Source organism: Leptolyngbya sp. Cla-17, assembly GCF_016807185.1.
GTDB lineage: Bacteria > Cyanobacteriota > Cyanobacteriia > Leptolyngbyales > Leptolyngbyaceae > ULC077BIN1.
This window is the reverse complement of the sequence record NZ_JAEVYN010000003.1, coordinates 188,490-213,997: the sequence shown is the minus strand read 5'-3', so window position 1 is coordinate 213,997 and position 25,508 is coordinate 188,490. Positions and strand designations below refer to the sequence as shown.

Genomic DNA, 25,508 nt, shown 5'->3' with positions numbered 1-25,508 from the left:
AGTCATCGATCGAACCCCACCGCATGTAGTCGTTCAACGTCTTTTTCTTGTCGTTGAGATTGTCGTTGCAGGCGATTGGCAACCATTTCAAATCGGTGAGCGTCTGCCGTCGTCACTCTGGTTGCTTTCACATCCGGTTCTCCCTGCTCGACCTTCAAAATCATTCCTCGACCCGACTTTAGAATTTCTGAGGGAAGATTCTGACGATCTGCCTCCGATGGCTGAACTCCACGCCCTTTCGCAAATGCATAAACCGTATTTTGTTCAGCGTAAACCGTGTAGTTACTGCCGATATAGCCAATTCCTTTCCTAGTTTCTACCGGTTCTCCCCCAGCTTCCAGGATGGTGCTTGCATGTTGAGCGATCACTAATGTCTGCTCACGCCAAGCAGATCTGTCCTGATCCATTGCCTTCAGGTCGCGATCGCCCAGTGGTTGCGCCTGCACAAAAGCCTTGCCAATTTGTTCAATTTTGCTCAAATGACGATCTGAACGCCCGACATCTCGCGCTTGGCGATACCAGTTTCGGACATCCTCAACACTAACCTGTCGTTGAGATTGCTCCGGTTGCTCGGTTGTCGGAACCATTGAGGCAGGAGAATTGGGTTGAGCCACAGAATCAGGCATAGCGTTAACAGCAGCAATCGGTGAAACTGATGCAAGTGGCTCTGATTGACTGACAGATTGTTCTTGTTTGGCTTGGGCGATCGCAACTGTTTCCGCAGGAGATCGCTGAGTTTGATAATTTGCCTGATCCAATGCCGCCGCCGTCGCCCGAAACGCTTGCAAATCTGCCTCCAAAATGTTGCCCGTGCAATCGGGGTCGAGAACTCCCCCAATGCTTTGAGCCGTCATCTCACTCCCATCTTTGCCAACCACGAAGAAGTTATCGCTCAGGGGATTGTAGCTGATGTCGTAATTCTGACTGAAAACTGTCCAGAACTCATCATTCGCATCCAATTGAAGTTTGTCTATGGCTTCCCCATAGGCGTAGGCACGTTCTGCAATTTGAAGGATCTCTTGTCCCCTCCCCAATTCAGTCTCTCTTGCTTGCGCTGAAGAAATTTCAACGTCAAAGTTTTGAGTCAGTTGCCCCTCACAAAGTTCTACACCGTCATGCACAGTTTGTGTAGTAGCTTCCACCATACCTGACTCAATTCTTTCAACGGCTGGCATGGTCTGTGTTGTCTGCCTCGCTGCCCACGCTTGTTGTGCCGCTTCTGCAAATCCTTGATCCAGAATATTTCGGGCAAACATGGCTCCAAAGCTTTTATCCAGTCCGCGTGACTCACCGCCTGTGAAAGGATTTTGAACCGCTGTTTCACAAAGTTTCAGATGCCCGGTATCAGAAAGATGAAACACAATTTCGCCGTCATGAACCAAATCAAAATCGTCTTGCCGATAGTAGGTGAGATAGAGAAGATTGTCATGCCGTTCAATGACCAGTGGGAGGTATGGCTCATTCTCAATTCGGAGATGAAAGTCTGGCTCTGGCTCTGGTACGTTGAAGATGACATCCGCAAGTCCTGCTTGATCGAGAAATTTCGCAATGGTTTTCTCTGCTCGACCAAATTGATCCTTGGAGGGCAAAATTCGAGAGGTTTCCATTGCGTCTTCAACAGTGGCTTCCGATTGAGGCGATTGACCTAGCCCCTCTTGCGAGTGGGTTTGGTCTGAGCGCTCCAATTCACTCTGCACCACTGTTTGAATCGCTAATTGCATAAATTCAGGAGTTAGCCCTATGCGATCGCGCTCCGGATAATGCTCCATAAAGGCAGCGGCAATTTCTGAATCACCAACCTCGTTCTGCTGCAACCATCGACGCAATGCTGGGGCAATTCGCTGAACTTCTGTATCTAAGTGCTGCACAAAGTCTTGATGCACTTGATGCACAGCAAACTGAGCGTAATTGGCTATATCCTGTAAACCATTTGCCATGACAGCTACATCAGACTGCATGACATGATCAATTCGCGTTTGAGCAGGATATTCCATCCAATTTGCCGTTGCTCCCTCAAACTCCAATCGCAAATAATCATCAGGAGCCTCAAACACCCGCACAGTGAGATCGCCCAAGGCAGTTGAGATCGTAGCCGTTGCAATTTCACTGGAGGCAATGGCATCTCCATTTGGTGAAGAATCCCCACCCGGACTTGCCTCTTCTACGGATGAGACAATGGGCAGTTCGGCTTGGATTGGAACTGTTGAGGATTCTGGGGTCGGTATCTCCGCCCCCTGGACTGGCGGTTCAACGGTTTCCATTGTAGGCAGATCCAACCCCATCAATTCCCGCGCCTTATCTTGATGGGTGAACGCTCTGAGTTTGCCGTGAGACTCGTAGAGATAGGTCAAAACCACCTCAACCTTGTCAGCCTCAACTACCAAACGCATTCTCTCTCCTAGAGAAGTAAATTCCGCTCCAGCGGCAGCAATCAACCCATCATCGAGGAAGTAATCTCCCCCTTTCTGCTTACTCGCGTCAGTCATGAGAGCTAGATTGCCATCTCGAAGCCCCATCACCGATAGCCTCTGGTCTGCCGATTTCAGAGTCCCTTTGTTCTCTGTGACCTCCAAAAATCGCTGACAGGATTCCGGTGTGGTCATGATGACAGGCTGTTCTTCCAGCGCCTCTTCAATCTTGAAGTTCCGCGCCATCAGCATCCCCTGGTGGATCTCACCGTCCTCAGTGGTGTAGTTAATCAGCTTGCCTGTAAACTGCTCCGCTGCCCGAATGACGTTGCCTGTGAAAATTTGGCGTTGCTCGTAAACCTCTTGCTGCTTTTCGTCAAACTTGTTAATAATCTCATTGCCCCGCCAGTCCAGTACCTCTTGTCTCAAGCTGACTCCAGTGATTGATTCCGTATTGATTTTGGAGAACGGAACGATGAGTTGCTGAGTCGCATCTGCCACCTGGATTTGGAGTCGCCACATCGAGGGAGCAACTGGATTTCCTTCTTCACTGGAGCGATCAATGACGTTTTGCACAACGCCATAGTGAAAGTCACCATCTCGATTTCCCGTCAAACAGACGGACTGACCCACTGGAAACTGCTCTAACCACTGCTCGACGGTTCGAGCTTGTCGGTTGAGTTTATCGTTTAATTGGGTGATTTTGAAGGTTAGCTTATCGTTCGCTTCGGTTTCACTGCCTTCGTTTTCAGCATTTTCCTGTCCACCGACAAACGATTGAGTTAGCCGTTCCAGTGTCCGCTCTCGATAAACTTGGGTGCGTTCTCGCAAATTCTGAATCGTTTGCTGAGTCTGCTGCTGTGCCCGTTCATCAATCAAACTTTCATCGTGTTGCTCCAAGGTTTCAACGGTTGGTAGTCCCAGTTCTTGCCGAACCAAATTGGTTACTTCCAGCGCCGTTAATGGCTTCCGGGGTGATTTAGCCTCAACAATCTCCAGGAAAGCTGGCTCGGCAAATGGGCTGTCAACACCTTCTTTAGCAGGCATGACTTCCATGCGAGCAAGAGTTTTTGCCTGTAAATCGACGGTTTCTGCCTCCAGAGAACTGGTGCCCATCGCTTGTTCTCGTTCCAGCAGTTCCAGATATTCCCGCTCAATTAGCCCATAGACCTGTTCCTGTTGGGGCAGCGGTAGCAGGGGAATGCGTCCAGTGACTTTGGCGATCGCCCCTTCTGTGTCGATCGTATTCAGATCAGAGTCCTCTGTCAGCCCGGAGATGGGGTAGCCTAACTTGGCGTGCAGGTCTGGATGGTTTGCCATCACTTCAACGGCTACCTGATCGCCATACTCATTCAGGAAATCTACCACTTCACCCAGGCTAAAGCTGCTATCTCGTGCAGCGGTTGTGTTGGCGTTGAGGGATGCCATCTTTTTGAGCAATACCGCAGCAGGACGTTTCTCCGCCGCAATGTCACCCATAACCAGGCTGAAACTCGGCAGCTCTACCTGACCTGTCCGGTGAATTCGGCCCAGGGTTTGCATGAACTGATTGATGTCCAAATCCGGCTGACAAATCAGCATATGCCGGGAACGCTGATCGGCAAATCGCTCGGAGGCATGAAGGCTGATGCCCGTTGAGCCAGAGCGATTGAGAATAATGACATCCATCTCCCCAGCATTAAAGGCAGCGACGTTTTGAATCGCGGCTGTCGTCCCTCGTTCTTTGCTGGAGCGGGTTTGATACGTTTGCAATCCATCGGAACCATATTCAATCCGATCGTCACGTCCAGTGATTTCGCCCGTCCGGTAGCCTTCTTGCTCCAGGCGATGACGGATATAGTCAATCGGAGAAACTGGAATCCCGCTCCAGTCGGTTTCTTGAATCAGTTCTTTGGTCTCCTCATACAAATGCAGTGCGAGAGGATTTAACTCTTCATCCGTTAGTTGGCGGCGAGTGCGATCGCCAAAGGCATCTTTTTCAATGACATCTCGTGAGCGGTCTAGATACCGCAGCAGCAAGTCTCCCACGCTCAGGTCAATTGGATCACCGGGTTTGAGGTCTTGTTCCTCAGCCGCACGCCCGATCGTACTACCCATTGTGTTGTAGAGGGCGATGACAGGTTTCTGGTTGTTTCGCAAAATCGCCAGCGTATCCTGCACCGTCTCTTCAGCTTTCAGGGCTAACAACGTCTGCCCGATTACGTTGTGCATGATGGAGGTGAAGTTGGTGCTACTGGCTCCAGCCGCACCCGTCGAGCCATCTGAAACAACCTGTTTAGCTTCTTTCTTCAGGTCTTTATCTATTTGCTTGACAGAAACTTTCTTGGCACGGTCAAACTCCATGATGGAACTCATGACCGTCGCCATATTCTGGGCGATTTCTTTGTCTACCTCAACCACTTTGGCTGAAAATTCAACGCCTTCAAAGGAGCGTTCTCGCCGCAGGTATTGACCCGACTCCGCCAGTTTTGCCGCCAGCATTTGCTGGAGTGGAACGCCACCGGATTGGACAATATCGCTGAAACTGAACTGGTCTTCAACGGCATGGCGCATCCCCGTGCGAGATGCATACAGGGTCATCGTGTAAGGATTTTTGGCATAGGTGGCAGAGGAGAACACAACTCCACCCGCCTGTTGTACCAGCGATCGCACAAAATCGGCACGGTTTTGAGGACCAGACTGAGCGGTATCATTCGATGTCCCTCCGGCGTTGTGGCTTTCATCAAAAATGAACAAGCTTTGAGGGGCAATCGATCTCAAGAACTCTCGTCGTGCGGTTTCCTGTCCTTTAACCGTTTGAAGCTGGGAATAGGTGGTGAAAATGATATTATAGTCACCCAGATCTTGCTGCATCGCCAGTCGTTCCAGCAAGGCTTTCTGCTCTTTACTTCCCCCTGTTTTGCTCTTGGTGCCATCTGGCAGGTTCAACGTAAAGTCAGAGTTCGTCACCAGCGGCTTAATCGTTTCGATACCCACATCATTCAGGTCACGCAGGAAGTCCGTGTAGAGCTTTGCGTCATAGGTGACGAACACCAACGTATTGACATCCTGAGAAGATGGCAGATTCAAGGTGCCACTGAGTTGAGCCTTGGCAATTTCCGCCAGTTGCAGACCTTTACCAATTCCGGTCTGATCTCCCAGAATAAAGGCTTCACCCTGCTCCAGGTTGTCGATCGCCAGAGCAACACTGTCGATTTGTTCAGCAAAGGGCTGAATCCGAGTTGTGCCCAGATTCACCTTGTAATCGACAAAGGTATCAATTGAACCCACTTTCTGCTCCAAGCGGATCAGCGAGTCCTTGACGGCAGTTTGCAGATTCGTCGGCACCAATGTTCCAGCATAGGGTGCTTGACTCTGCGGTTGGTAGGGAACTTGCTTGATGTCGTTATCCATGATGGCTGTTTCCAATGAAGGGGCAGTAGCGGCTACAGGTTGCGGCAAACCGTGATCATCCGGTTCAACCACTCCTCCAGGGATGTCTCTTGAATCAAGGTTTGAACCATTTCCAGTCCATTCCCGGTCGTCGGTTGAACCGGAAAGTCGAACAGTGTCACTCCTTCCCTCCAGTCCGAGGGATGCAAGAACAGCATCGCCTCCTGGAGTTCCGTATTGCTCGTCGTCAGAGCTTCTGCCCATGCCAACGTCGATTCGTCCATTTCTGGCATCACCAATTGGTACATCTCGCCCTGACTGAGCATATTGAGGATCTGCTGATATAGCTCCTGCTCGCTCAAATTCTTCTGTTCCAACGTCTCGCGAATCAGCCAGTCCAGGCGATCGCTCAGGAGTTCCAGGTATTGGTTGTAGCTCTGGATTTCGGTCACTTTTTGCGGTATGAGCACTGCTGTCAATTGCAGAATCAGCGAGTCCTCGGTCGGTGGAGTCCAGAATTTCGAGGTGGACGGGAGATAAATCGCCATCGGGTAGCAACTCCTTGAGATCAGCGAAGGAACGGTAAACAGTGGGTAATTCAGCAGCAGGGTAAGGTCGAGCAGATTTGCCCCTACCCTCAATTACAATCACGTCGATCGGGAAGGTTGTTCCCTGTTTAGAGTAAAGACTTCCTGCAATACAGAAATGCTGGGTGACGTTGTAGTTGTCGTACAGGCTTTTGTAGAAAGGAGCATTTTGCCGCGAGTTATAGCTGGCGATAGCATCAGCTTGATTTCCAGTTTTATTCCCCATTGGCGCGCTGAGGATGAGAACAGAGCGTCCATCATCTTTCATTGCCTGAAGCGCCTTAAGGGCAATCGTCTGGTCAATCTGGGTTGTGACATACTGCGGAGTTGCAGGTCCGCCCCACACCAACCATTCTTTTGTCCGCCCATTCTCCTTCACCGACCCAAATGGAGGGTTGGCTAACATCACATCCACCTGTTCAGCAGGTAAGTAAATAGCCGCGTCATGTTCAGTGACGCTATACCCCTGCAATCTCAGGTCAGTTACCCGGTCTGGGTTCAACTCATTGAGGACTGCTCGATGGGGATTTGCCGTAAGCAGAAGTGCCGCATGTCCTGCTGTTGGCTCGTACACGGTTGTCTCTGCCGTGATACCTGCTAGAGATGCTGCCAAAAATGCGATCGGGATGGGGGTACTGTAGGCTTGCTGGCGGACAGATGTGGAAGAACGAACGCCTAACGTGGGCTGACGCTCTAGCAAATCAACCAGTCGATCAAACGCTTCATGGATGGTTTGAGACTGCCCAATCATTTCCCGTGCCGATCGCACAACCGCCGCTTCCATTGCCTCATCCACACCTTTTGTGAGGGGACTACCGGATGGAATGGCTGTTCCCAAAACAGCCTCAGCCTGCGCCCGTGCTTCATTAATCCGGGCGTAGCTCCTTCCTTGAATTAAATGGCTCTGAAATGATTCGATCAGAGCTTCACGGTCAATGTCAGGCATGATTGAAGCAAACTGTTAACTGGTAAAGGTTTTAGAATTTTGTACTGGGTTCAAACATTTGGTCCAGGCGTAACTCAATATCCGGGTCTTCTTCTCGCAAAACTAAAGAAGCATCATCAGAGTCATAGTCGGCTACTGGGAGAGGGGCATTCATAGAAGTGTTATCGCTGTGTGGGTGGATCTCATCGTTAAAAGCAAAAGCAAGGGCACTCCACGCATCACACCAGCTACTAGACAATCCGTTTGATTCAGGCAAGAGAGGACTCCTTTTAATTCAGTTCAAAGTCGCGATTCGTTTCTTGGGTTTGAGCGACCTGTTGAAGCATTTGCATCACCTTGCTGGCACGCTCAAAATCTTGTGTTTCAAGTCGCGATTCAATCTGATCACCCTGCTGATGATAAAGTTCACCCCGACCATCAACAGCCATCACCACCAGCGAATTTGAGCCAATCTCAACGGAGTAATGATGGTCTTGATAGTGATTCGTCTCGTTGTATTGGGCAACAGATCTAGCCGCGATCGCAAACTGCTCACTCTTCTGGGCATGATGTTGTTCTCCCCGTTCGGACCCCCGGACATTTTCAGCATCCTGCCGCATCAAAGACAAAGCTTGACTCTGTTCACGAGAGAGTGTCTCCGGCTGCTCCAAAACCGTGATTTTGGGGTCTTTCTGATAGAAAACGCTCTCCACTTTGAACCGCAGCAGGTCTTGACCTGTTTCTCTATCACTCAGCCGATAAGTGGTTTGCCCCTCAAAAGCGACACGGAAGTCGTGGTGTTCATACTGCCGTTCCTGGGTACGCTCAAAACCTTGATTGAAGACTTCTAATGCCGCTTTTGCAGCCTGGTGAGTCCGAATGGCAGCAGGTCGAGAGGCAAGCCATTGCCCTGCCTTCTCCAGCCCGCGTCCACCTACTTCTAAGGCTTTCGTCCCTCCTGCTTGTAACGAGCTTTGAGCCTGTTGTTTGAGAGTTTGAACCCGCTCACTCCCAAGTTCTTCTTGAACCGCTTTGAAAGTCTTTTTCGCCCTCTCTAGAACTGTTTGCTTCACCGTCTGAAACGTTTCACTCTCCAATCCATCCTTCACCGCCTGTACTGCCCTCTGCGAATGAGCAGCCAGGTCTTCAACAACGGATTGGAAAAAAGCTTTGCTGTCAGATTCTGGAAGTTGGGCGATTTGCTGCGATGCAACCACCAATGCAGGAGGTAAGTCAATTGTCAGCACCTCGGCAAGATGGGTTTCTTGAGCAGAATCGTGGTAAAACTCCGTGGTAATTGGCAGGCTAAGAGGTGGCTCAGCTACCCATTGAGAAAACGCTTGCGCGATCGCTGGAGAAGTTCCTGCTACTGCGATCGCTTCGGTTCCCATACGATAAGCAACAGGCGATTCATTCAGCATCACAGCAAGATTGTTACCTTGCGCCACCAATGCATAGTCGCCAACCATCACAACAGGTTCTGTTAAGGATGGATCACCCAACGGATTCATCAACTCATCAGCCATAGAAATAATGGCTTGCGCCGCCTCTTGTGGAGTGGTGATAGACAAGCCTTCAGGCTCAGAAACGATTGCAGGAATAGCGGCAATCTGAGTACTCCAGGAATTATCCAGGACAACCTCTGTCTCTGGTTGCCAAAGCGCATTCGTGGAAACAACCCCATCTCGTTCTTGACGAAATAAGATGTTGTCCCCAGAGCGAATTTCTAGTTGCGGATTTTTCTGGGCGTAATCGTTGAGTTCACCCCCCTGACTGGGTGCCTCTTTGATAACTGCTGAAATTAAATCAATCCGGTCTTCGGTTAGTTCATCGCGTTGTTCACCGGATGCCATCTGACCGAAAATTGTGCGCCCATTTTTACCAAATCGAATCTTGAGATCCATCGCCTCTGGATCAACACCTGACCTTTCAGCAATCGCATCAATAAGTTGGTTAACTGAAGAAGTTGACATCGTAAAATCCCTCGTAAACTTATGCAGCTAAACGTCCGAGAACCTCGTCCACACGAACCATTGCAGTAGCTCGATTTACAACAACCTCTCCCTGTACTAATGCCAGAGCAAGCTGCTCATCAAAGTAGATTTCCATCAAAGGAGGCTGATACGTTTTAGGGCATGAACGCAGATAACCGATTAGCCCGTTTATCCAGCGGATAAATAAGATCTCATCAAACCAGATCTCGATCACCTGGGGAGTATATTTGGGTGGCAGTGGCGGCTTACGGTTCTCTTCAATCAGTCGTTCAATCCAGCCTGGATTCTCACTTAAAGCCACAAGCGCTTCTGAAGATAAGCCCCAAGAAGCAGGAACTAGAATTGCAGGACGCAGTTGACCGAGAGCTTGATTCAGGTGAGAGTTGTTGCCACTGTCACCAGTCGTTCTCTCAACCTCAAGAGGGGTTAATTTCGTTTCCGTAGTTGCCGCCTTAAAGGTGTCGTAAAAGTCTTGCCACGGCTGTTGCCAACTCGCAGGAATCAACGGATTATGCATTATTCACACTCCATTTCATAGTCAAACTGCTCATCAACATCAACCTCAGCAGCCATTGCCAGAGTGGTCTTTTGAGCTAAGGTTGCAACGGCTTGAAAGTCTGATTCAGTAAAGTCAGTTTGCACCTCGCTTGCCAAACCAACAATCAGCATTCGTCCCTCCGGCGTTTGCAACTTCAACAAATTATTTGCATCAAAACTCGCGGTTAAACCGCTGCTACTTTCTTGGGCGATCGCAACATCCAGATTGCATTCCAGGTAGTCGGCGATCGCCGTCAGGTTCTCCCAAACGACACTGGATGGCTCGACTAAGGGGAGAGCCAAGTCCCTTTCACGGTCTTTAACGTCCGTCTTCACTTCGTCTTCAGTGGCTTCCACATGCGCCACAACAGGAGCGGTGACGATTGGTCGTCCCTGGTCATCGACCTGCACTAACACAACGGGGGACTCTGCCACCACTGCTCCATGTAGATATTCTAAGTCTCCAAGCTCTTTTCCTGTAACCGTTTCGACTTCCCCAATGGGTCGCAAGACCATTTGAGGTTCGACTGCAATCTGCCTCAGGTCTGCTGCCAGATTGCTTAACCCTTCTAGTTGAGTTGGGAGTGTTGGACCATCTTCTACACCTGCAATCGAAATAAATGGCTGTGCTGTATCTTTGACGTAAGCACAGATACCTTCCAATTCTGTTGAGCCTTGATAGGGACGGTACAGCTCATAGCGCACAGCACCCGAATAAATCTTTAGCAAGTCTTGCTGGGCTTGTGGGTCAAGGTAATCCGCGATCGCTTGAGCCGCAACCAGACTACGCTCTTTTAACTCAGCCCCTTGATGGTCAAAAATGGTTGCGATGAGTGTTTCTCGATCCAGTCCTGCTCCAACAGAAGCCAGAGGCATCCTGATTCCGCAGATATCTTCAGAGGCTTGCTCCAGCAGTTGATTGGGCATGGCGCGGTAGTATTGCTCTACCGACATCGTTTGTTGAGCATTCCACTGCCCAAACTGCTCAACCTGTAATATTGCAGCCGCTTGTTGTTCTAGCCCATAGGCGATCGGTTCTAAATCTTCAGCTAAAGAGACATAACTGCCATCGGTTTGGCGGGTCAGAACAGGCTTAAGAACCTCCTGGTTTTCAGAAGAAATGCAACCGATTTCGGTAACATCCTCAGCATCCGAACTAATTTGCAGATTGTAGTAGGCAGTTCGGATAGTTACTTCTGCGTCAGGTTGAGCAAAGACATTAGCTGCATCCACTAACCGGGATTGAACAGCCGCATGAGCCTCTACCTGCCGCCCTAGTTCGCGTTGCAGAACGCCATAAGCTTGATTTGCCAGAAACGGATTGAATTCTGGTTGCCCCAACAGGTCTTCTTTAAGTTGACCAGACAGTTTGGCGGCAATCACCACTTCTTCGTTTTGGAGATCAGGATTATTCTCATCTGGAAGCTTGAGTATCCATACCCCTTCATCTGACGAGCCAAGCATGAGGTGAGGGGATGTTCCATAAATTGGGTTGCGCTCCTCATCAATCTCAAGGCTCATCATTCGAGAGCCACTGTCCGATGGTGCAGCGTAAAACTCCAGCAGATAATTAGCGAGGTCTTGAAGCTGTTGAAGTTGAATCTGTCGCTGCCCATTGGCGACCGCAACTGCATTCTGCTCCACTAGGACTGGATATAGTGAATTCGCTGCAATCACTCCTTGTTCAGTTTGATGAAATTGCTGCACACCATTGACTTCGACATCTAAAATTTCACCATCTACCACCTCTACAACAGCTGCCTGTTGAGGTAACACCGGACGCTCAACTGCTGCACGCAAAGCTGCAATCTTTTCTGGAAGCGCTGCTTCCAACGCTTCAGGGATGGCGAGGAGCGGACGAGCAATTAATGTGTTGCCAATTTGAAGTCGAACCTCTGCTGCTTCTGAGGCTTGCAATAAAGGTGGATCGTTCCCCTCTATGGCGATTGGGTCAACTCCACGCAGCAAATCAGGTTCCCTGCCGATCAGCTGTGCCTGCTCAGTGCCCATCAACACGTTCAATTCGGGGAGTACTTCTCCATCAATAAATGACTCCTCTTCCAACTCCGCCTGCATTTCAATGGAAGGTAACACAGGTTGTGGCTCAGGAATTTCAGGAATGTCCTGATTGAGTATTCGGGCAAGTGCTCGATAAAGTTCAGAAATATCCCGTTCGATTTTCTCGGCACTTGCTTCACTGACTGTAAATACCATCGTGTCCCTCCATCAAGCATGATTGCGATGACTACTAATCATCAACTTCAAAATCGTAGTCAAACTCGCTTTCTACTGCTAAAGCCTGATTTGTCTTGTGTGAAAAATCTGCCAATTCCTTGAAGTCAGCACTGTTAAAATTCGTTCGTACTGAGTCTCCTTCAACGGTCAATGTGTGACCTTCAGAGGTGATTGCCGTTAGCTTCCCTTCAGCATATTCAAGCGATAGTCCAGTGGCTCTATCATCTGCTTTGTCCACCCCTGCTGCCTGGAAATAGGTCATCAAGTCTCCGACATTCGTCTGGTTCTCTGGGGCAAGTGTGACTTCTTTGACAACGCGGCGTGGGCGGCTGGAGGATTCTGCTTGATCCGCAGGCTGACTTGCAGACTGCCGATTTGTTGTATTGATTTCGTAACCCTCGCTTTTGAGAATCGCGATCGCATCATTCACATTGGATTGAGACAGTTTTAGCATCGGAGTTTGCTTTGTTGTCTGCTCCATTGAAGCACCCATTTTTTCAGCAACAATCTCCGCAGGCTTACCAAATAGAACGGCTCCTCCATCTGGATATAAACTGACATTGGCAACATTGCTCGCCTCTAGTTCCTTAAAAGAAACCTTATACCCTTGCGATTCCAACGCTTCTTTGGCGGGCTTGATTTGCGATTCAGTCAGGTTGAGTTTAGGCATTGCCGTACCCGTTGTAGCAGAGGGCTTGGTATAGCCTGTTTCTAGACCTAATACCCCGGCAACTTCTTGAGCCACAGCACCCGTAATCACTGCCCCTTTGCCGTTATTGCCGTCGTAGGTTGCGATCGTCGCTTCCAGTTTCAGATCCTTGGTAGCAATGTCTAAGCTCTCACCAAATTCCTGCTTGATCTGTCGGTACTCTGCGCGATCAAAAGTGAGCATGGGTCTCCCACCCGGAGTTTCGTCTGGTTCACGTTCCAGAGCTTTCGCCAGGTTTTTGGCAGAGCCATCATAGACATGGTAGGTTTCGCCATCTGGTGCCTCTCGGAAAACCACTTTGGGCTTCAAGTTACTTTCAAGCTCTTGAGATTCCACTTTGTAGCCTTGAGATTTCAGCCACTCCGCAATAGAATCAACATCATCTCGATCCAGTTTTACTTTGGGAGTTTGTTTGCTAGTTTGTCCCAACGGAAGATTGAACTCCTGAGCCACATCTTTTGCAGCTTGTCCGTAGATGGTGGCACTGTGTCCATGCAACGTGATATTAGCGGTCTTCTCTTTAACGAAAGAGACTTGATAGCCACGCTCCTCTAATCCTGCCTGCACCGTTTCAAACTGTGCGGCATCAATTTTGAGCATGGGATCTTCATTTCGGGTCAATTCGGGTTGTACCCCTAAAATTTCAGCCGCTGCTAGAGCGACATCTTCAAAAACCATTGCACCCTTGCCTTTGCCAAACACTTTCAGTTCAGCGATCGGCTGAGTTTGTGTATCCGTTTCTTCAATCGGTGCTGTAGCCATAAATTAAGGTCTCCCTAAAACGTGACTTTGACTTTTCCGTCTTCTTGAGAACGGGTTCCTCCTTTAGCAGGTTTCTCCTCTGGTGCCGGGAAATACTCTTGGGCGATCGCCATTCGTTTCGCAATTTGTTCTCGGCTATGTTCCTCAGAAAAGAACTCTTGTTGAGACCGTTCGATTAATCGTTGTCGCACTTTTTCCCATTTACTGCGGCTCCATTCATCCGCCTTAATATCCTCTTTGGGTAACGTGATTCTCGTGATCATTGGAATCGAGCCTTCATCCCTAGTGCCATAGGCAGGATTAATGAACACACATTTTCCGGCAACAAACTTGTTGAATTGTGCAGACTCTACGATCGCTCGTTTATGCAAATGCTCTCCAGTACTGGTACTGCCCCCACCTTTGCCTGTACTGCGGCTTTTTTGGCGCGTGGTGAGTTCTTCTTCACCGATATAGTCACTAAACATCCGGGCGCTCTCGGATTCCTGTGGGTTGAAAATGGCTTTTGTGGCACAACCACCCAGAATGGCGCGGCTGATCTCACGCGAGTAGGCTTTCTCTAATTGGTTCAAGTTCTGATAGCCAATTAAGGTGACTTGCCCAAGAGAACGATTCTCGTTGAGCCACTGAGTCAGGGTTGGCAGGTAGACGGTGGGCAGCTCGTCAACGGCGACCAGAAACGGATCTTTGCGACCACTGCGGGCGTTGCGAGCCACCAGCATATGCAGAATAGTCGCAACCAGTGGAGCAACCGCATCCCGGCGCTGGCGATCGAGACCTAACACAATCATGCGTTTGCCTTCCAGGTCTAATGGCAGTGTGGTGGGTCCACAAAACGCACCCACCAGTTCCGGGCTAAGGAAACGGCTAAAGACTTTGCTTGCTGTTCCAACGACCCCTGATACTGTTTTTTCACTGCCTGCCAGTTGTAGAAGCTGCGAGAACGCCAGATAAACCCACTGGCTAATGGGATGCCCCTGACCGGATTCACTCCGTTCCCACGCCGCTTGAATTCGTTCTGGCAGTTTCGACAGGCTCAGAATGGTGGATGCAGTCAGAATGTCGGGCGCTGGTAAACCCTTTGCCAGCATCAGCATCGCCTGGGTCAACTGGTCTCCGGCATCGGCGAAAAATTTGTCTTCCGAAGCGTTGGCAGAGAGCGCAAAGTTACGGTTCATCACCGTCGCAATTTGCCGCGCCATTAACGCATCATCAGGGCTGTGGAGGAAGTCTAAGGGGTTACAAACTTCAGATTCTTCAAAGCCTGGAGCAAACACTTTGACATCGTACCCATGCTTTGCCGCAAACGGCACGAGCAATTCTGCCTGCTCTGGATATTTGAAATCGTAAATACACAAGGGGATGCCTTCTTGAATGGCAGAGCGAATCGCCGGATTAATCAGTGAGAAGGTTTTCCCTGATCCAGGTCCACCACACACGGCAATCCCCCGGTTTGCGTCCGGAATCCAAAGTGTTTTCTTTCCAGCAACAGGTTTCCCTTTGTCATTGCGCTTAAACAGTCCGGCATAAAGCGTCACCGCATTGTGCTTACGCTTTTCCAGTTGGTCTAGAGCACGTTTACGAGCGGTTCGTTTTTCGCGATCGCCAGCCAGGTAGCCGGTGGCGATCTTGTTGCCATTCTTCCGACCTTTCCCTAACCAGGCGAGGGAAATCCAGCCAATCGCCACAATCAGCAGCATGAGACCATTGCCCCCTTTAAGGGACTGGAGGATTCCACCCCCATACTGAGAGCCACTCTGGACAAACGTATTTGGCTCACTGGCACGGAAGGCGATTGTTTGGGATTGCATCAAGGGAGAGGGTTGCATTTCAACCTCAAGCGGTGAGATCAGGGAATACCGTTTTAAGCCACTGCCGTAAGCCTTCTGTAAGTGCTAGTAGCTTTTCTTGGAGCGTTTCGCGTGGGTCGTCCGGCTCAATGATTGGAACAGGTTCTTGTGGCGTTTCGCGTTTAAGTGGTTGGGCGACCCTTGCGGTAACGGCAAAGCCGTGTACCTGTTTCACCTCAGCCATTTCGGTGTCATTCTCAATGTCACCTACGACAATGCCATCACCAGGGCGATAGCTGATGAAAGGAACAGGTCCAATCACGAATGGGGAACAATTGGGTTCGATTGATGAGGACAGTTGACAAGCACGAAAATACAAAGCTGTCTTGATGCTTTGCTGACTCGCTTCTGTTAGCACGACCTTAAAAGCATTGCTGAAGATATTACGCCCAGTTGGTTCAAGCCCATTACTCAACTGAGCACCTTCCCCCTGTCCACCTTGAACCAGTTGCCGACCTGTCAGCCAAACTTTTCGATGAATGGCTTGATCGCCAGATAACTGAATTCCAGAGCAGGTAATGGTGTTACAAGGCACTCTGTACCCAGCAATATCACTTCCCGATAGACTGTTACCCCCCAACTTGCCAGTCAGCTTCATGATGCCAACAGAGCCACTGGATTGAGGCGGAACCGGAAAGAAGCTCCAGGGCAATTCTTTTAGCCCAGGAACATCGCTAATTCGAGCAGTCTGCCAGAACTGAAATCGTTGCAATGGTACAGACAACAATCCTGGAAAATCTTTGAGCGTATAGCGCGATAAATCAAAGTTGATAAAGTTAACGGTTCCTAGTTGCGGATCGCTGGTAATGATTTCATTGAGTGTGCGAGCCAGGTTGGGACGTGGAAAGACTACACTGAGCCGATCTTTGAGTAACGGCACCTTAGCGATCGGTTGAGTACCCAACTTTGGAATTGCCCCAGCTAAATCGGCTAACGTTTGACGCTCAAACAGCTTGAACTGGCTCAATTTGACCGCTTCCGGTGAAACTTGAGTACCAACCGCAATCGTAAATAAGTTCAAGTCTTGCAGGCGGAAGTTGTGTTCAAAGTCGCTCAGGGTAAGGACTTGATCCAACGGTTGACCTGTTCGCCAAGAGCGCAATCCAACCGCTCCCGATGTTTGAAGCCTGGGTAATTTAGCAAACGTTAGAGCCTCCCAGTTTGGGGCAGTGGCGGATCGTTCGCCTTGTTGAACCGTTACGGTCGGAATACTGGCGGCTTTTGTTGGAAGTGATGTAAACCCCCAGCAGACAGCAGCAAGAACAATAGGAATAACACGACAAAAGGACATAGTGTTACACACCTCCAGGAGTTGAAGTTGACTGCGAACTTGACGCAGGGGTTACAGACGAGGGAAAAACAGAAGGAGCAGGGGATGAGGGATTTGGGAGTGTCGCAGGAGTTGTTGTTGAGTACCCCATTTCAGCCAGTTTGGACACAACGGCTAGTGATAGTTGCGATAGCTGCGCCGCCTGCTGCATCGGCATCCCGTTACGAACTTGAGCTAAAAATGACCGTACACGCTTTGCCACCGGGCTAGATGAGGAAATTAACCGCTGGCTCAGTGCCCGTTGCAGTCCGCGCTCAACATCGTTCCAGTTGGCGGTACGATTGCCAGCCACAACCACTCCACCCCCATCAATCAGGTTTTGATTATCGGGTGTGATTGCAATGGAGGCATATTGGGGCTTGCCAGACCCGTAACCAACCTGGAATAGGTAAGTTTTTCTGCCGTATTGCGATTGAGTAATGACCGTCAACAGCGTCGATTCTGTTCGGGGAATGTTGGGGAATTGAATTCCTGTCACACGCTTTAAGTGGACAATACTGGCTCCAGAACGCTTTCCTAACGAACCATCAAAATCAACTGCGATCTTGCTGGGGTCGTCGAGCCACGCTCTTAAAATCGTCTCACCTGTTCGGGTGAAATCGATATTAGTGCCAGATCCCTGCCAAACGGTTACGGATGCGCCATTACCCTTTAGCCCCTGTGCCTGAGATTGGGACACCTGCCGCACGAGTGGTGCAGCGATCGCCGGAGTGATAGAACTGAACACAATACCGACGAGCAGTGGAATCATTGTTAAAGAAAGCAGATGCTTTTTCATCGCGCCACCTCAAATATGGAATTGGTTTGTACTTGAAGTTGCTTTCCGGCAGGAACCCGCCAAACTTTTGTTCGATTGCGGTTGCTCTCTGCTGACTGTTGATTGCGATCGGTCATTTGCTTCTGCACTGCCCCAAATGCCCCTTCAAGCAATGCACCGCCAATGTCGGTCTTACCGTTCGTGATGTTGGAGGATGACAGAGAGGGAGTTGAGGTTACACTCTCGCTTTGAGGGCGATTTAACAGTTTGCCAGTCTGACCCAATGCACCCGTGAGCGCCACCATCAGGTCTTTACCGAATCTGCCCCTCTCTCTGTTGATGTTGTCCGCCATGACTGGATTGCCACCCTCGCCCGTGATCGTCAGCGAGCCTGGTGGTGCCTGAACGATTTGAGAGCCTGCGGCAGAAGGGATAACAACGGAGGAAACAGAAAGTTGAACCATGCCGCTATCAGACACCGCATCCACTTGAGCAACCAACTCTGTTCCAGCCGGAAGCGCGACTGAGCCATCTGATCCAAGCAAGGGTTCATTGAGTTGAACTGTGAATTGCTGCGGCTGCTTTTGCTGGATATCTTCTGCCCACACAATCGGGGTGTTGAGCGTGGCGGCTGCCGTAGATCCAGGCATCAATTGGGATACCTGACTTGGCTCACCCGTCATGATGGCATTCACATCAGCGTCGTACCGCTGCGGACTACCAAATTCCTGGTGGCGAGTATCGCCGCTGTTCAAAGACTTAGATTGTGCTGTTACTGCCGATGGTGTAGAGGAAGGAGTGCCCAGGGAAGAGGGTGAAACAGACGAGTCCATCGCCGGTTCAGCAGTAGAGAGATCCTCTCCTCCATCGCTCCCCTGACCAAAGCTACCAACCGTTACTGCATCTTGCCATGCCTGGTTCGGCTCTTTGTTTTCTGGAACTGAGTTAAGCGGCTTATCTGTCAAAGGTGCAGAACGTGCAATCGGGGAAGGGCTAATAACCGGGGTATAGCTGCGGACAGGTGGAGCGACTGCAACGGGGGCGGGAGTACGAACCGGGGTGGAAGATAACGACCTCGTTGAAGCAGTCTTAAGCGGACTCTTCTGAGTGTTTGGTTTGGTGGGAAGACGTGGAGCAGTATTCTGTTTGGTTTGCGCGATCGTTTGCGTTTGGGTTCTTAGAGCTGTTTCAGTCTTGAGTCTGCCGATCTCCTGTGCTGATGGATCAGCGGTCGGTGTCGGCTCAGGAGATGGCGGAGGCGGTTTTGTGGCAGCTTTGTCATCCCAACTATTCACACTCAAAAGGAACAAACCCACCGTGCCAACCGCACCTGCCATCAGGATTGAGACCAGTCCAGCTTTGGCAAATGGATCACTCCAGATTGGAGTTTTTGTTTTAGCGGTGGAATACGCCTCTTCCCCTTCCAGATCTTCGGGGTCAAGCAGGAACTCTTCCTCTGAAGCCTCTGGATCGAATGCTTCTGGGTCAACGGTTTCCTCTAGAATTTCTGGCTGGTCAGAAGCAGACTCTCGTTCAAGAACGGCAGTTGCCGTTGAAGGTGGAGCAGGCTTGCCGGGAGGAGGTTCCAAGACGAAGCCAGTCATCGCCGCAAGATCATCCCACTCTGAGGATGGGGATTGTTGAGGATTGGAGGATTGGGAAGAGGGATGCATGATATCGAGGTCTAATCATTGCGAGGTTGGTAGCGAGGTCTAACGGGTAAGCTGCTGAATCTCCAGATCACGCATTTCGGTAATGCGTAATCCGCTTTGCTGCGCTTGATAGACGGCTTGTTGAATTGGAGTGGAGTTTTCTGGTAGAGGGTCACTGGTCGGTTCAACGGCTTGCACAAAAACAGATTTGTTGAATGGAATGACACGCCCTTGCGGATGTGCACCATCAAAGATCAACAGATTGGCAACCACATCGACCTGCCATATTCCCGGTTTGACTGGCTTTGGATCTGAGACCGATTCAAAGCTCAAGACGCTTTGAGCCGCATTACTGAACACGCCGTTCGGGGTCATTTTGGCAACCTCTTGTAGGAAAGGATTGCGAAAATCCTCAGCCACCATGAACGAAGCTTGCCAGGTTCCAGTTGTAATTCGACCTCTGCCCACCTGAACTCCTGGATCACTTAACGATCCTCGGCTTGCTTGATCGGTCGCTCCTGCCCCATTTTTAGAAGTAAGCTTTGCATTCCAGGTGAACAGCATTCCTAACCCATTTTTGACAAACTGGTGAACCGTGACTGGCGTTCGAGAAAAGTGATCGACTGGTTCCATCGCAATCGATCGCCCATTGTCAAGTTGCACCATTGAAGGAGACGGTTTTCGAGCCACTGCCCAGGTTCCAGTCGCGATAGCAAGAGTTAGAAACAAAATCAAAATTTGAAGTCCCAACGTGCCAAGCGCGAACATCGGGAGAATATCTGACGAATCAAACCGTCGTTTCTTACTCATTAACTGCATGATGACCTAAGCCTCAAATGGGTGGGTGATGGACTACCGAGCGAGAATGCCACGGAAATTCTTGAGTCCAGGGACATTGGCAGCAACGGTTGACAGCATTCCAACTGCGCCACTGTTAATTACATGGAAAACAGTCATTCCACCGCCAGCTGCTAATGCCAGAGCCAGAGCGGGTGCAAGCAGAGCAATAATCACCAGAAAGCCCATTGTGTCTGTCACTTCGGCATTGACGACTACCACCGCTGCGACTCCCACGATGATGTTGTAGCAAACCTGCGCCATTCCCAAGGAAAAGAACCCGGTTAACCACGCCCACATTGATTTGCCGTCATATAAGAATGCGCCTGCTACCGCGATCGGTCCCATCAATCCAGTGAGCAGCATGGCAATTTCGAGGATATTGGCGAACGCCCATTGAAATGCTAATAGCACAACTTGAACGAGAGATTGAGAGATAGCACCTAGAAAACCAGCCGCATAGCTCGCCCCACCAAATAAGAGACCTTGATCAAGACCACCTTCAAACGCTTCACCAGCACCTTGAGCAGCACGCAGGTTTGGAGTTTGAGACAGCAAATTACCCAAATCTGCGAAAGCGTTTCCCACAGGATGCTTCGACTGATAATCCTGAATAACTTGCTGGGCTTGCTGGTTAGCGTTTTTCATACACTCAACCTGCCGCTCCCCAACCATCCCCTGACATTGACTCAGCAACGCCCCAATCTGGCTTGACACTACCCCTTTATCCACAGAGGCTTGAATCGCATCCTGGAGTTTGACCTCCAGGAGCGTGGTTGATAAGACCTGCTCTGAAACGTTGTGGATGACTCCTCGCAAACTAAAGGTAATTTTTCCTAGCAGGTTGCCATTGTTTGCTAGCAGAACAACGATGACAAGCGGGATAAGCAGGCTTTGTAAGGCTGAGTGATAGTCTTCTTCATGAACCATACGGCGAATGAATTGCAGCATGAAAAAAACGAGCGAGCCTGCCGCAAATAGCCCAGCCATTCCAACGATCGTGGCATATAGCTGACTTTGAAAGATATTAAGCCAGTGATTATTCCAGGCTTGGGCAATCCCTTGCGTGGTGTCAATGCCGCGTTGAAGAATGTCTCCAGCACCAAGTGCGCCAAGCAAGGGAGAAGAGAGAAGATTCAGCATAGTCAAGGTCTCTTATCAGTCGATATTTTTACGGTAGTCAGGCGATCTGACTGCCGTATGGCATTGAGCAGCTTTTGTCTAACTATGGATTACCATTTGTTTGATTACCCGTGGCTCCAGGCAGGTAAACGCTTCCAGAAGCCTGAATCAGGCTAACGGCTCCCGCAATTTTTTCTGAGTGCTGCATTCGATTTGTTTCGTCAACCGCATCGGAGATGTTAGACATCACAAGACTGTTTGCCGCCGTTTGTTGACGCAGGAGCATCAGGTTGGTGTAAGCCCCTCCTTGCAATGCAGATTGCCCTGCTTGTAATGTCACCAGGTCTTTCATCACATCTTGCGTAACATCTTTTCCCTGGGCTTCTTGAGCTTTGCTCTGAATGGTTTGGAGCGTTTGTCCCGCACCCTGTAATTCCTGCACCATTGCGTTTTGACCTGCTTTGCCAACCACACTAGATGCCATTCCTCGGTTCATTGTTCGATCCGTTTCAGACTTGACGGATTGCGCCAGCACTAAGGGGTTGAGGTTAAACTGGTCTACTTTCTGCATTTGAGCGTTCGCTGCCCCATTCGCGCCACCATCGACTGTCTGTTGCTCAATCTGTTGATGCACGGCTTCAAAGTCAGGAAGTCCCAATGCTCCTGTAGGACTGCTGTCTCCGTTGTCTCCAGTGCCGTTAGCAGAATTTGTACCATTACCAAAAATGCCACCCAACACATCGCCAAAAATATTGGACATGCTGCGGTTAATGAAGTCGTTGAATACCTGGAAGTATTGTGAGATCTGCTGAGTGAATGGATTTAAGAGGTTTCCGATTGGGTTGCCTCCACCAAATATGTTTCCAAAATTCCCCAGATTTTCGAGTGGGCGAGTCAGTCCGCCAACGGTATCGCCAATCTGTTGTTGGATCTGCCCGATCGGGTTAAGTGCCTTCTGAGTGACATCTGTGACTGTTTGCTGTAATGTGCCTGTCAGTTCATCTAAGGGAGCGGCTTTGGCAATCGGAACAATTCCTATTCCTGTAATAATCAGCATTAATGTCCAAGCCCATAGTTTGAACTGAGATTGCGTAGCACGTTTTGGTTGGACAGGCGGTTGTACCGTCTTCAAAGTTGAGTTTGTAGTTTGTAAAGAAGATTCAGGCAGCATGGGAGAGGATATTCCTTGAATGAGAATGAGTCGATATCGGAGATGCCCCAATCTCATTGAGGCTAGAACCAGAACGAATCGCTTTTACATACTGCTCGGCAAACTTTGCCATTCCCAGCAGATGATCACTGGGATATTGGGCTAAGACACGGGTTCGAGCAAGCTGCTCATCCGGATTGTTAGCAACTGCCGCAATTTGTATTGGGCTGGGATAATAACGACAGTAGGTATAAGTGCCATTAATGTCTAATAACCAGTTGGAGTAAAGTTCTGAGCGTTTTGGAAAGAAGAACTCTCCTGCATTTCGAGCAATAATTGAGCGTTCGTAGGAGAGGTTTTTAACGAATGATTCGACGGCGATCGGTTGAATCCGTCCCACAAGTCGCGTATTCATGTTTTCCATAATTTGCGACCCAGCAACAGAGTTGACGATTGTGCCAGGATCTTGTGCAGATAGAAATGTGCGAATCCCAGCCTTAGCACCGTTGGCACACAATCGTCCAATTAAGCGAGCGATCGTTGAAAACGCAAACAGAATCGGAGACTCGTCAATAAAAAAGATTGACTTTGGACTTTCCAACGCTCGTCTAAGTGCGGCTGAATAGGCACTCAACGAGAGTACAGCAGCTTCATTTTCATTGGAGATATTTCGCAGTGCAAAAACCAGCAGTTGAGCATCGGTTGGAAATGACGAAGGTCGGCTGATTGCGCGTCCCACACGAGAACCTAGCCAGTATTCTAGTTGAAGCTGAATCTGCGAATGAGCACTCCGAACAACGCCAATTTCATCTTCTACTCCTAATTTTTCTAGAGAGCAGAACTGCATGAAATCAGCCAGGGTTGGAGTATCATTCCAAGCCACTGAGCCAAATCCATTTTCTTGAGCCTCGTCATATCGCTTGCGAATGTCGGGGTCTTTGAAGAAGTTGCCCAATGCTCGACCGATCAGTGCCCGTACCGTATTCTCCAACAGGGGATCTTGCTGAGTGGTTGGCAAGACCATCGTGACCAGTGCTCCCTCCAGGAAGGAGCGATATTCCTCAAACCGTTCACGTAGCTTCTCTTCGTCTAAGTTCAAATGCCGTAGATCTGGCATCTCAAATAGATTGTTGGACTCACGTCCAATGTCGAAATACGCAGCTCTGGGTTTAAGAAATTCAGCATAGTCGGTGAAGGTTGAGGTGCCATCTGGTTTGGGATAGTCCAGACAGACGATCGGGTAGCCTTCAGCGAGAAACTGTGACATTGCCCCCGATACCAGAACTGATTTCCCGGAGCGGGTCGTGCCAAACACGGCAATATTCCGATGTTCCTCAATGAAGTCAATTCGGACGGGAGTACCCCCATCATCAGCAATCAGTTCAAAGCCTTTAGAGTCACCTGGATGAGTCAAGGTCAGAGGAATCAGACCCGGTGCTTCACTGGTCAGGTATGTGAGCTGCCGTTTGAATGGCGCACTTAACAATCTTTCCCAGGAGATCGGCAGTGTTTGCAGCCAAACGCGCCATGCAATTTCAGTTTCACGAATCACTTTGGCAGGCAACAGGAAGCAATCAGATAAAGCAGCACATGCCTCATCCAATTGATCCAGATTGTTTCGGTGAACTAGAAAGACGGTCGCAATATTGACTGGAACAGCCCCTTCATAGAGCTTTTCCTGTGCCTGTACCGATCGCCGGACTTTGACCTGCGCCGCTACGTCAATACTGCGGCTTTGTTCTGCCAATTGTGCTGCCACATTACTTTGTTTAAGAATGCGCTGCACATTGGTTTTCACCAGTGTAGAGTTGCGACTGGTGATCTGACAGAAAATTTCAGTATCAACGACATGCGGACGGCAGAGGACATCCCAGAGGTAGCGCAATTGCCCGCTCATATTGTTGAAGCCACCCGGTTTAGCATTAAAGGTCAAAGCGCCAACATACTTTCCTTTCACCTTAAGCCAGCGTCGATCTGCTTGCGGGACATTGGAGTACCCATACTCCCCTTGTATGAGAGTACTGACAGCGTGAACATCTTTTTGAACGATTTCTTGGATGCCCCGCTCAGACATCACAATATGCTGTGGAACCGGAGGGGCAGGACTCCAGTTAAATCGATGCCACACTTGTGTCCAAATGTCCTGGACACTCATGGGCTTAATGTCCAACCCCATTTTGATATTGAGCAAATGCTCCCAGCGCAAGTAGCCTTCACTAAAAGCACGCTGGAGCATTGTTTCAAATCGTTCTTGCACAACGCGATCGCCATTGCCTTTGAATAATTCCCAAACCTCAACCCCTTTTGCTAAAGCTTTTTCAATCCAGTCAGCATCATTTGTCACTTTCTGGTTGGGTTCGATGGTATAGGTGGCATAGAGATAGAGGGACTTGGGTTTGCGAGTGCCAGAATTTTTTAATTCCTGTGCTCTCGCTTTTTCACTCATCAACAGCAGACGCAGCTCGGATGAAGGTGCTCTACTCAGCAATCGATCTAGTTCTGCTTGGCGATCGCTATCAGAGGTAAAAGAGCTAAGGTGAACCGTCAACCGTTCTCCATTGGGCAATTCCTTCAAAGCAGATTCAAACCCCCTTAAAGTAGGTTGAACTTGGTCTGGCTTGAGCGTGTCGTGGATTCCAGTTGCCTTAAATCCAAACACAAAGCAAAATCGGTTTTTGCCCTTTTGAAGCAGCGCAGCCCCTACACTCCGCCCCTTCAGATTGATCTGGGCAAAACCTTCCAGATGATTGAAGTCTTCAAACGCGGTTTGCGTAACTGTTTGCTTCTTGTTTCGTTCAATTACCGCCACCCGCTGCTTACCTAATTTAGGCTTCATCTCGATATCCTCCGTTGCACCTGAGTCTTCCTCTTCTTACTGTTCTTGCTGGAACAAGTTGCAGCGCGTTTATCTTTGCGTAAGGAAGACGGCTGATCAAGCAAGCTTTCATATTGAACGGGTCCGCCTTGCTTCCAGGTTGGAACCCCATGAAACTTGCTCAAGAACCGCCAACCTTCATTTCCAGTTAACACCCACCAACTGGCACAACCCCAGACAACAACAAGCAGCGTGGGTAGCCAACCAAGTCCGAAAATGCCCTGGCAAAGAACGTAGGAAATGATAGCAATCACAACCCACGGAATTACCTGTTCTCCTGGAATAGGACCGAGCTGAGGCTTTGAGTTGAGCACCTGGTTAACAGGAATGAATTCGTCAAAGTTGTAGTCGTGTTCAGTAGGCATATTGAAGGACAAAAATTGTTGGGAACTTAGGACAAAATAGA

At 49.6% G+C, this 25,508-nt stretch carries 15 protein-coding genes; all 15 read right to left on the bottom strand.

The window, feature by feature from the left end:
* Window positions 1-2: 2 nt before the first annotated feature.
* A complete protein-coding gene (locus JOY44_RS25660; RefSeq protein ID WP_171576402.1) occupies window positions 3-7,313 on the bottom strand; it encodes a strawberry notch C-terminal domain-containing protein in 7,311 nt (2,436 codons plus the stop codon).
* A gap of 31 nt (window positions 7,314-7,344) precedes the next feature.
* The gene (locus JOY44_RS25655; protein WP_171576401.1) at window positions 7,345-7,569 is read right to left on the bottom strand and encodes a hypothetical protein; all 225 of its coding nucleotides are present in this window, start codon (window positions 7,567-7,569) and stop codon (window positions 7,345-7,347) included.
* Between the two features lie 13 nt (window positions 7,570-7,582).
* On the bottom strand, window positions 7,583-9,265 hold the full coding sequence (locus JOY44_RS25650) for a hypothetical protein (RefSeq protein WP_171576400.1): 1,683 nt from the start codon (window positions 9,263-9,265) through the stop codon (window positions 7,583-7,585).
* A 19-nt stretch (window positions 9,266-9,284) separates the two neighbouring features.
* A complete protein-coding gene (locus tag JOY44_RS25645; RefSeq protein WP_171576399.1) occupies window positions 9,285-9,803 on the bottom strand; it encodes a hypothetical protein in 519 nt (172 codons plus the stop codon).
* Window positions 9,803-12,037, bottom strand: a complete 2,235-nt coding sequence (locus JOY44_RS25640; RefSeq protein ID WP_171576398.1) for a hypothetical protein — start codon at window positions 12,035-12,037, stop codon at window positions 9,803-9,805. Before JOY44_RS25640 ends, JOY44_RS25645 begins: the two co-directional genes overlap by 1 nt.
* 34 nt (window positions 12,038-12,071) lie before the next feature.
* On the bottom strand, window positions 12,072-13,529 hold the full coding sequence (locus JOY44_RS25635) for a hypothetical protein (protein WP_171576397.1): 1,458 nt from the start codon (window positions 13,527-13,529) through the stop codon (window positions 12,072-12,074).
* Between the two features lie 14 nt (window positions 13,530-13,543).
* Window positions 13,544-15,358 (bottom strand): type IV secretory system conjugative DNA transfer family protein, encoded by a 1,815-nt coding sequence (locus tag JOY44_RS25630; RefSeq protein WP_242541877.1) that lies wholly within the window; start codon window positions 15,356-15,358, stop codon window positions 13,544-13,546.
* A gap of 7 nt (window positions 15,359-15,365) precedes the next feature.
* A complete protein-coding gene (locus tag JOY44_RS25625) occupies window positions 15,366-16,670 on the bottom strand; it encodes a hypothetical protein (protein ID WP_171576396.1) in 1,305 nt (434 codons plus the stop codon).
* A gap of 4 nt (window positions 16,671-16,674) precedes the next feature.
* The gene (locus tag JOY44_RS25620; protein ID WP_197985777.1) at window positions 16,675-17,487 is read right to left on the bottom strand and encodes a hypothetical protein; all 813 of its coding nucleotides are present in this window, start codon (window positions 17,485-17,487) and stop codon (window positions 16,675-16,677) included.
* On the bottom strand, window positions 17,484-19,139 hold the full coding sequence (locus JOY44_RS25615) for a TrbI/VirB10 family protein (RefSeq protein WP_171576395.1): 1,656 nt from the start codon (window positions 19,137-19,139) through the stop codon (window positions 17,484-17,486). Before JOY44_RS25615 ends, JOY44_RS25620 begins: the two co-directional genes overlap by 4 nt.
* 39 nt (window positions 19,140-19,178) lie before the next feature.
* Window positions 19,179-19,937, bottom strand: a complete 759-nt coding sequence (locus JOY44_RS25610) for a hypothetical protein (RefSeq protein WP_171576394.1) — start codon at window positions 19,935-19,937, stop codon at window positions 19,179-19,181.
* Between the two features lie 33 nt (window positions 19,938-19,970).
* Window positions 19,971-21,098, bottom strand: a complete 1,128-nt coding sequence (locus tag JOY44_RS25605; RefSeq protein ID WP_171576393.1) for a hypothetical protein — start codon at window positions 21,096-21,098, stop codon at window positions 19,971-19,973.
* 82 nt (window positions 21,099-21,180) lie between these two features.
* Complete coding sequence (locus tag JOY44_RS25600) at window positions 21,181-22,248, bottom strand: hypothetical protein (RefSeq protein ID WP_203032177.1); 1,068 nt, start codon at window positions 22,246-22,248, stop codon at window positions 21,181-21,183.
* Window positions 22,238-25,063: a hypothetical protein gene (locus tag JOY44_RS25595; protein ID WP_242541876.1), complete on the bottom strand. Its 2,826-nt coding sequence runs from the start codon at window positions 25,061-25,063 to the stop codon at window positions 22,238-22,240. The genes JOY44_RS25600 and JOY44_RS25595 overlap by 11 nt, the downstream gene beginning before the upstream one ends.
* Window positions 25,060-25,467: a hypothetical protein gene (locus JOY44_RS25590; RefSeq protein ID WP_171576391.1), complete on the bottom strand. Its 408-nt coding sequence runs from the start codon at window positions 25,465-25,467 to the stop codon at window positions 25,060-25,062. Before JOY44_RS25590 ends, JOY44_RS25595 begins: the two co-directional genes overlap by 4 nt.
* Between the last annotated feature and the right edge of the window lie 41 nt (window positions 25,468-25,508).

Bases quoted from the DNA above. Each gene is read 5' to 3' on its own strand.
- JOY44_RS25635 (WP_171576397.1), bottom strand. From the start codon at position 13,529: ATGGCTACAGCACCGATTGAAGAAACGGATACACAAACTCAGCCGATC.
- JOY44_RS25605 (WP_171576393.1), bottom strand. From the start codon at position 21,098: ATGCTGAATCTTCTCTCTTCTCCCTTGCTTGGCGCACTTGGTGCTGGA.
- JOY44_RS25590 (WP_171576391.1), bottom strand. From the start codon at position 25,467: ATGCCTACTGAACACGACTACAACTTTGACGAATTCATTCCTGTTAAC.
- JOY44_RS25610 (WP_171576394.1), bottom strand. From the start codon at position 19,937: ATGCAGTTAATGAGTAAGAAACGACGGTTTGATTCGTCAGATATTCTC.
- JOY44_RS25595 (WP_242541876.1), bottom strand. From the start codon at position 25,063: ATGAAGCCTAAATTAGGTAAGCAGCGGGTGGCGGTAATTGAACGAAAC.
- JOY44_RS25600 (WP_203032177.1), bottom strand. From the start codon at position 22,248: ATGCTGCCTGAATCTTCTTTACAAACTACAAACTCAACTTTGAAGACG.
- JOY44_RS25630 (WP_242541877.1), bottom strand. From the start codon at position 15,358: ATGCAACCCTCTCCCTTGATGCAATCCCAAACAATCGCCTTCCGTGCC.
- JOY44_RS25650 (WP_171576400.1), bottom strand. From the start codon at position 9,265: ATGTCAACTTCTTCAGTTAACCAACTTATTGATGCGATTGCTGAAAGG.
- JOY44_RS25660 (WP_171576402.1), bottom strand. From the start codon at position 7,313: ATGCCTGACATTGACCGTGAAGCTCTGATCGAATCATTTCAGAGCCAT.
- JOY44_RS25645 (WP_171576399.1), bottom strand. From the start codon at position 9,803: ATGCATAATCCGTTGATTCCTGCGAGTTGGCAACAGCCGTGGCAAGAC.
- JOY44_RS25620 (WP_197985777.1), bottom strand. From the start codon at position 17,487: ATGAAAAAGCATCTGCTTTCTTTAACAATGATTCCACTGCTCGTCGGT.
- JOY44_RS25615 (WP_171576395.1), bottom strand. From the start codon at position 19,139: ATGCATCCCTCTTCCCAATCCTCCAATCCTCAACAATCCCCATCCTCA.
- JOY44_RS25625 (WP_171576396.1), bottom strand. From the start codon at position 16,670: ATGTCCTTTTGTCGTGTTATTCCTATTGTTCTTGCTGCTGTCTGCTGG.
- JOY44_RS25640 (WP_171576398.1), bottom strand. From the start codon at position 12,037: ATGGTATTTACAGTCAGTGAAGCAAGTGCCGAGAAAATCGAACGGGAT.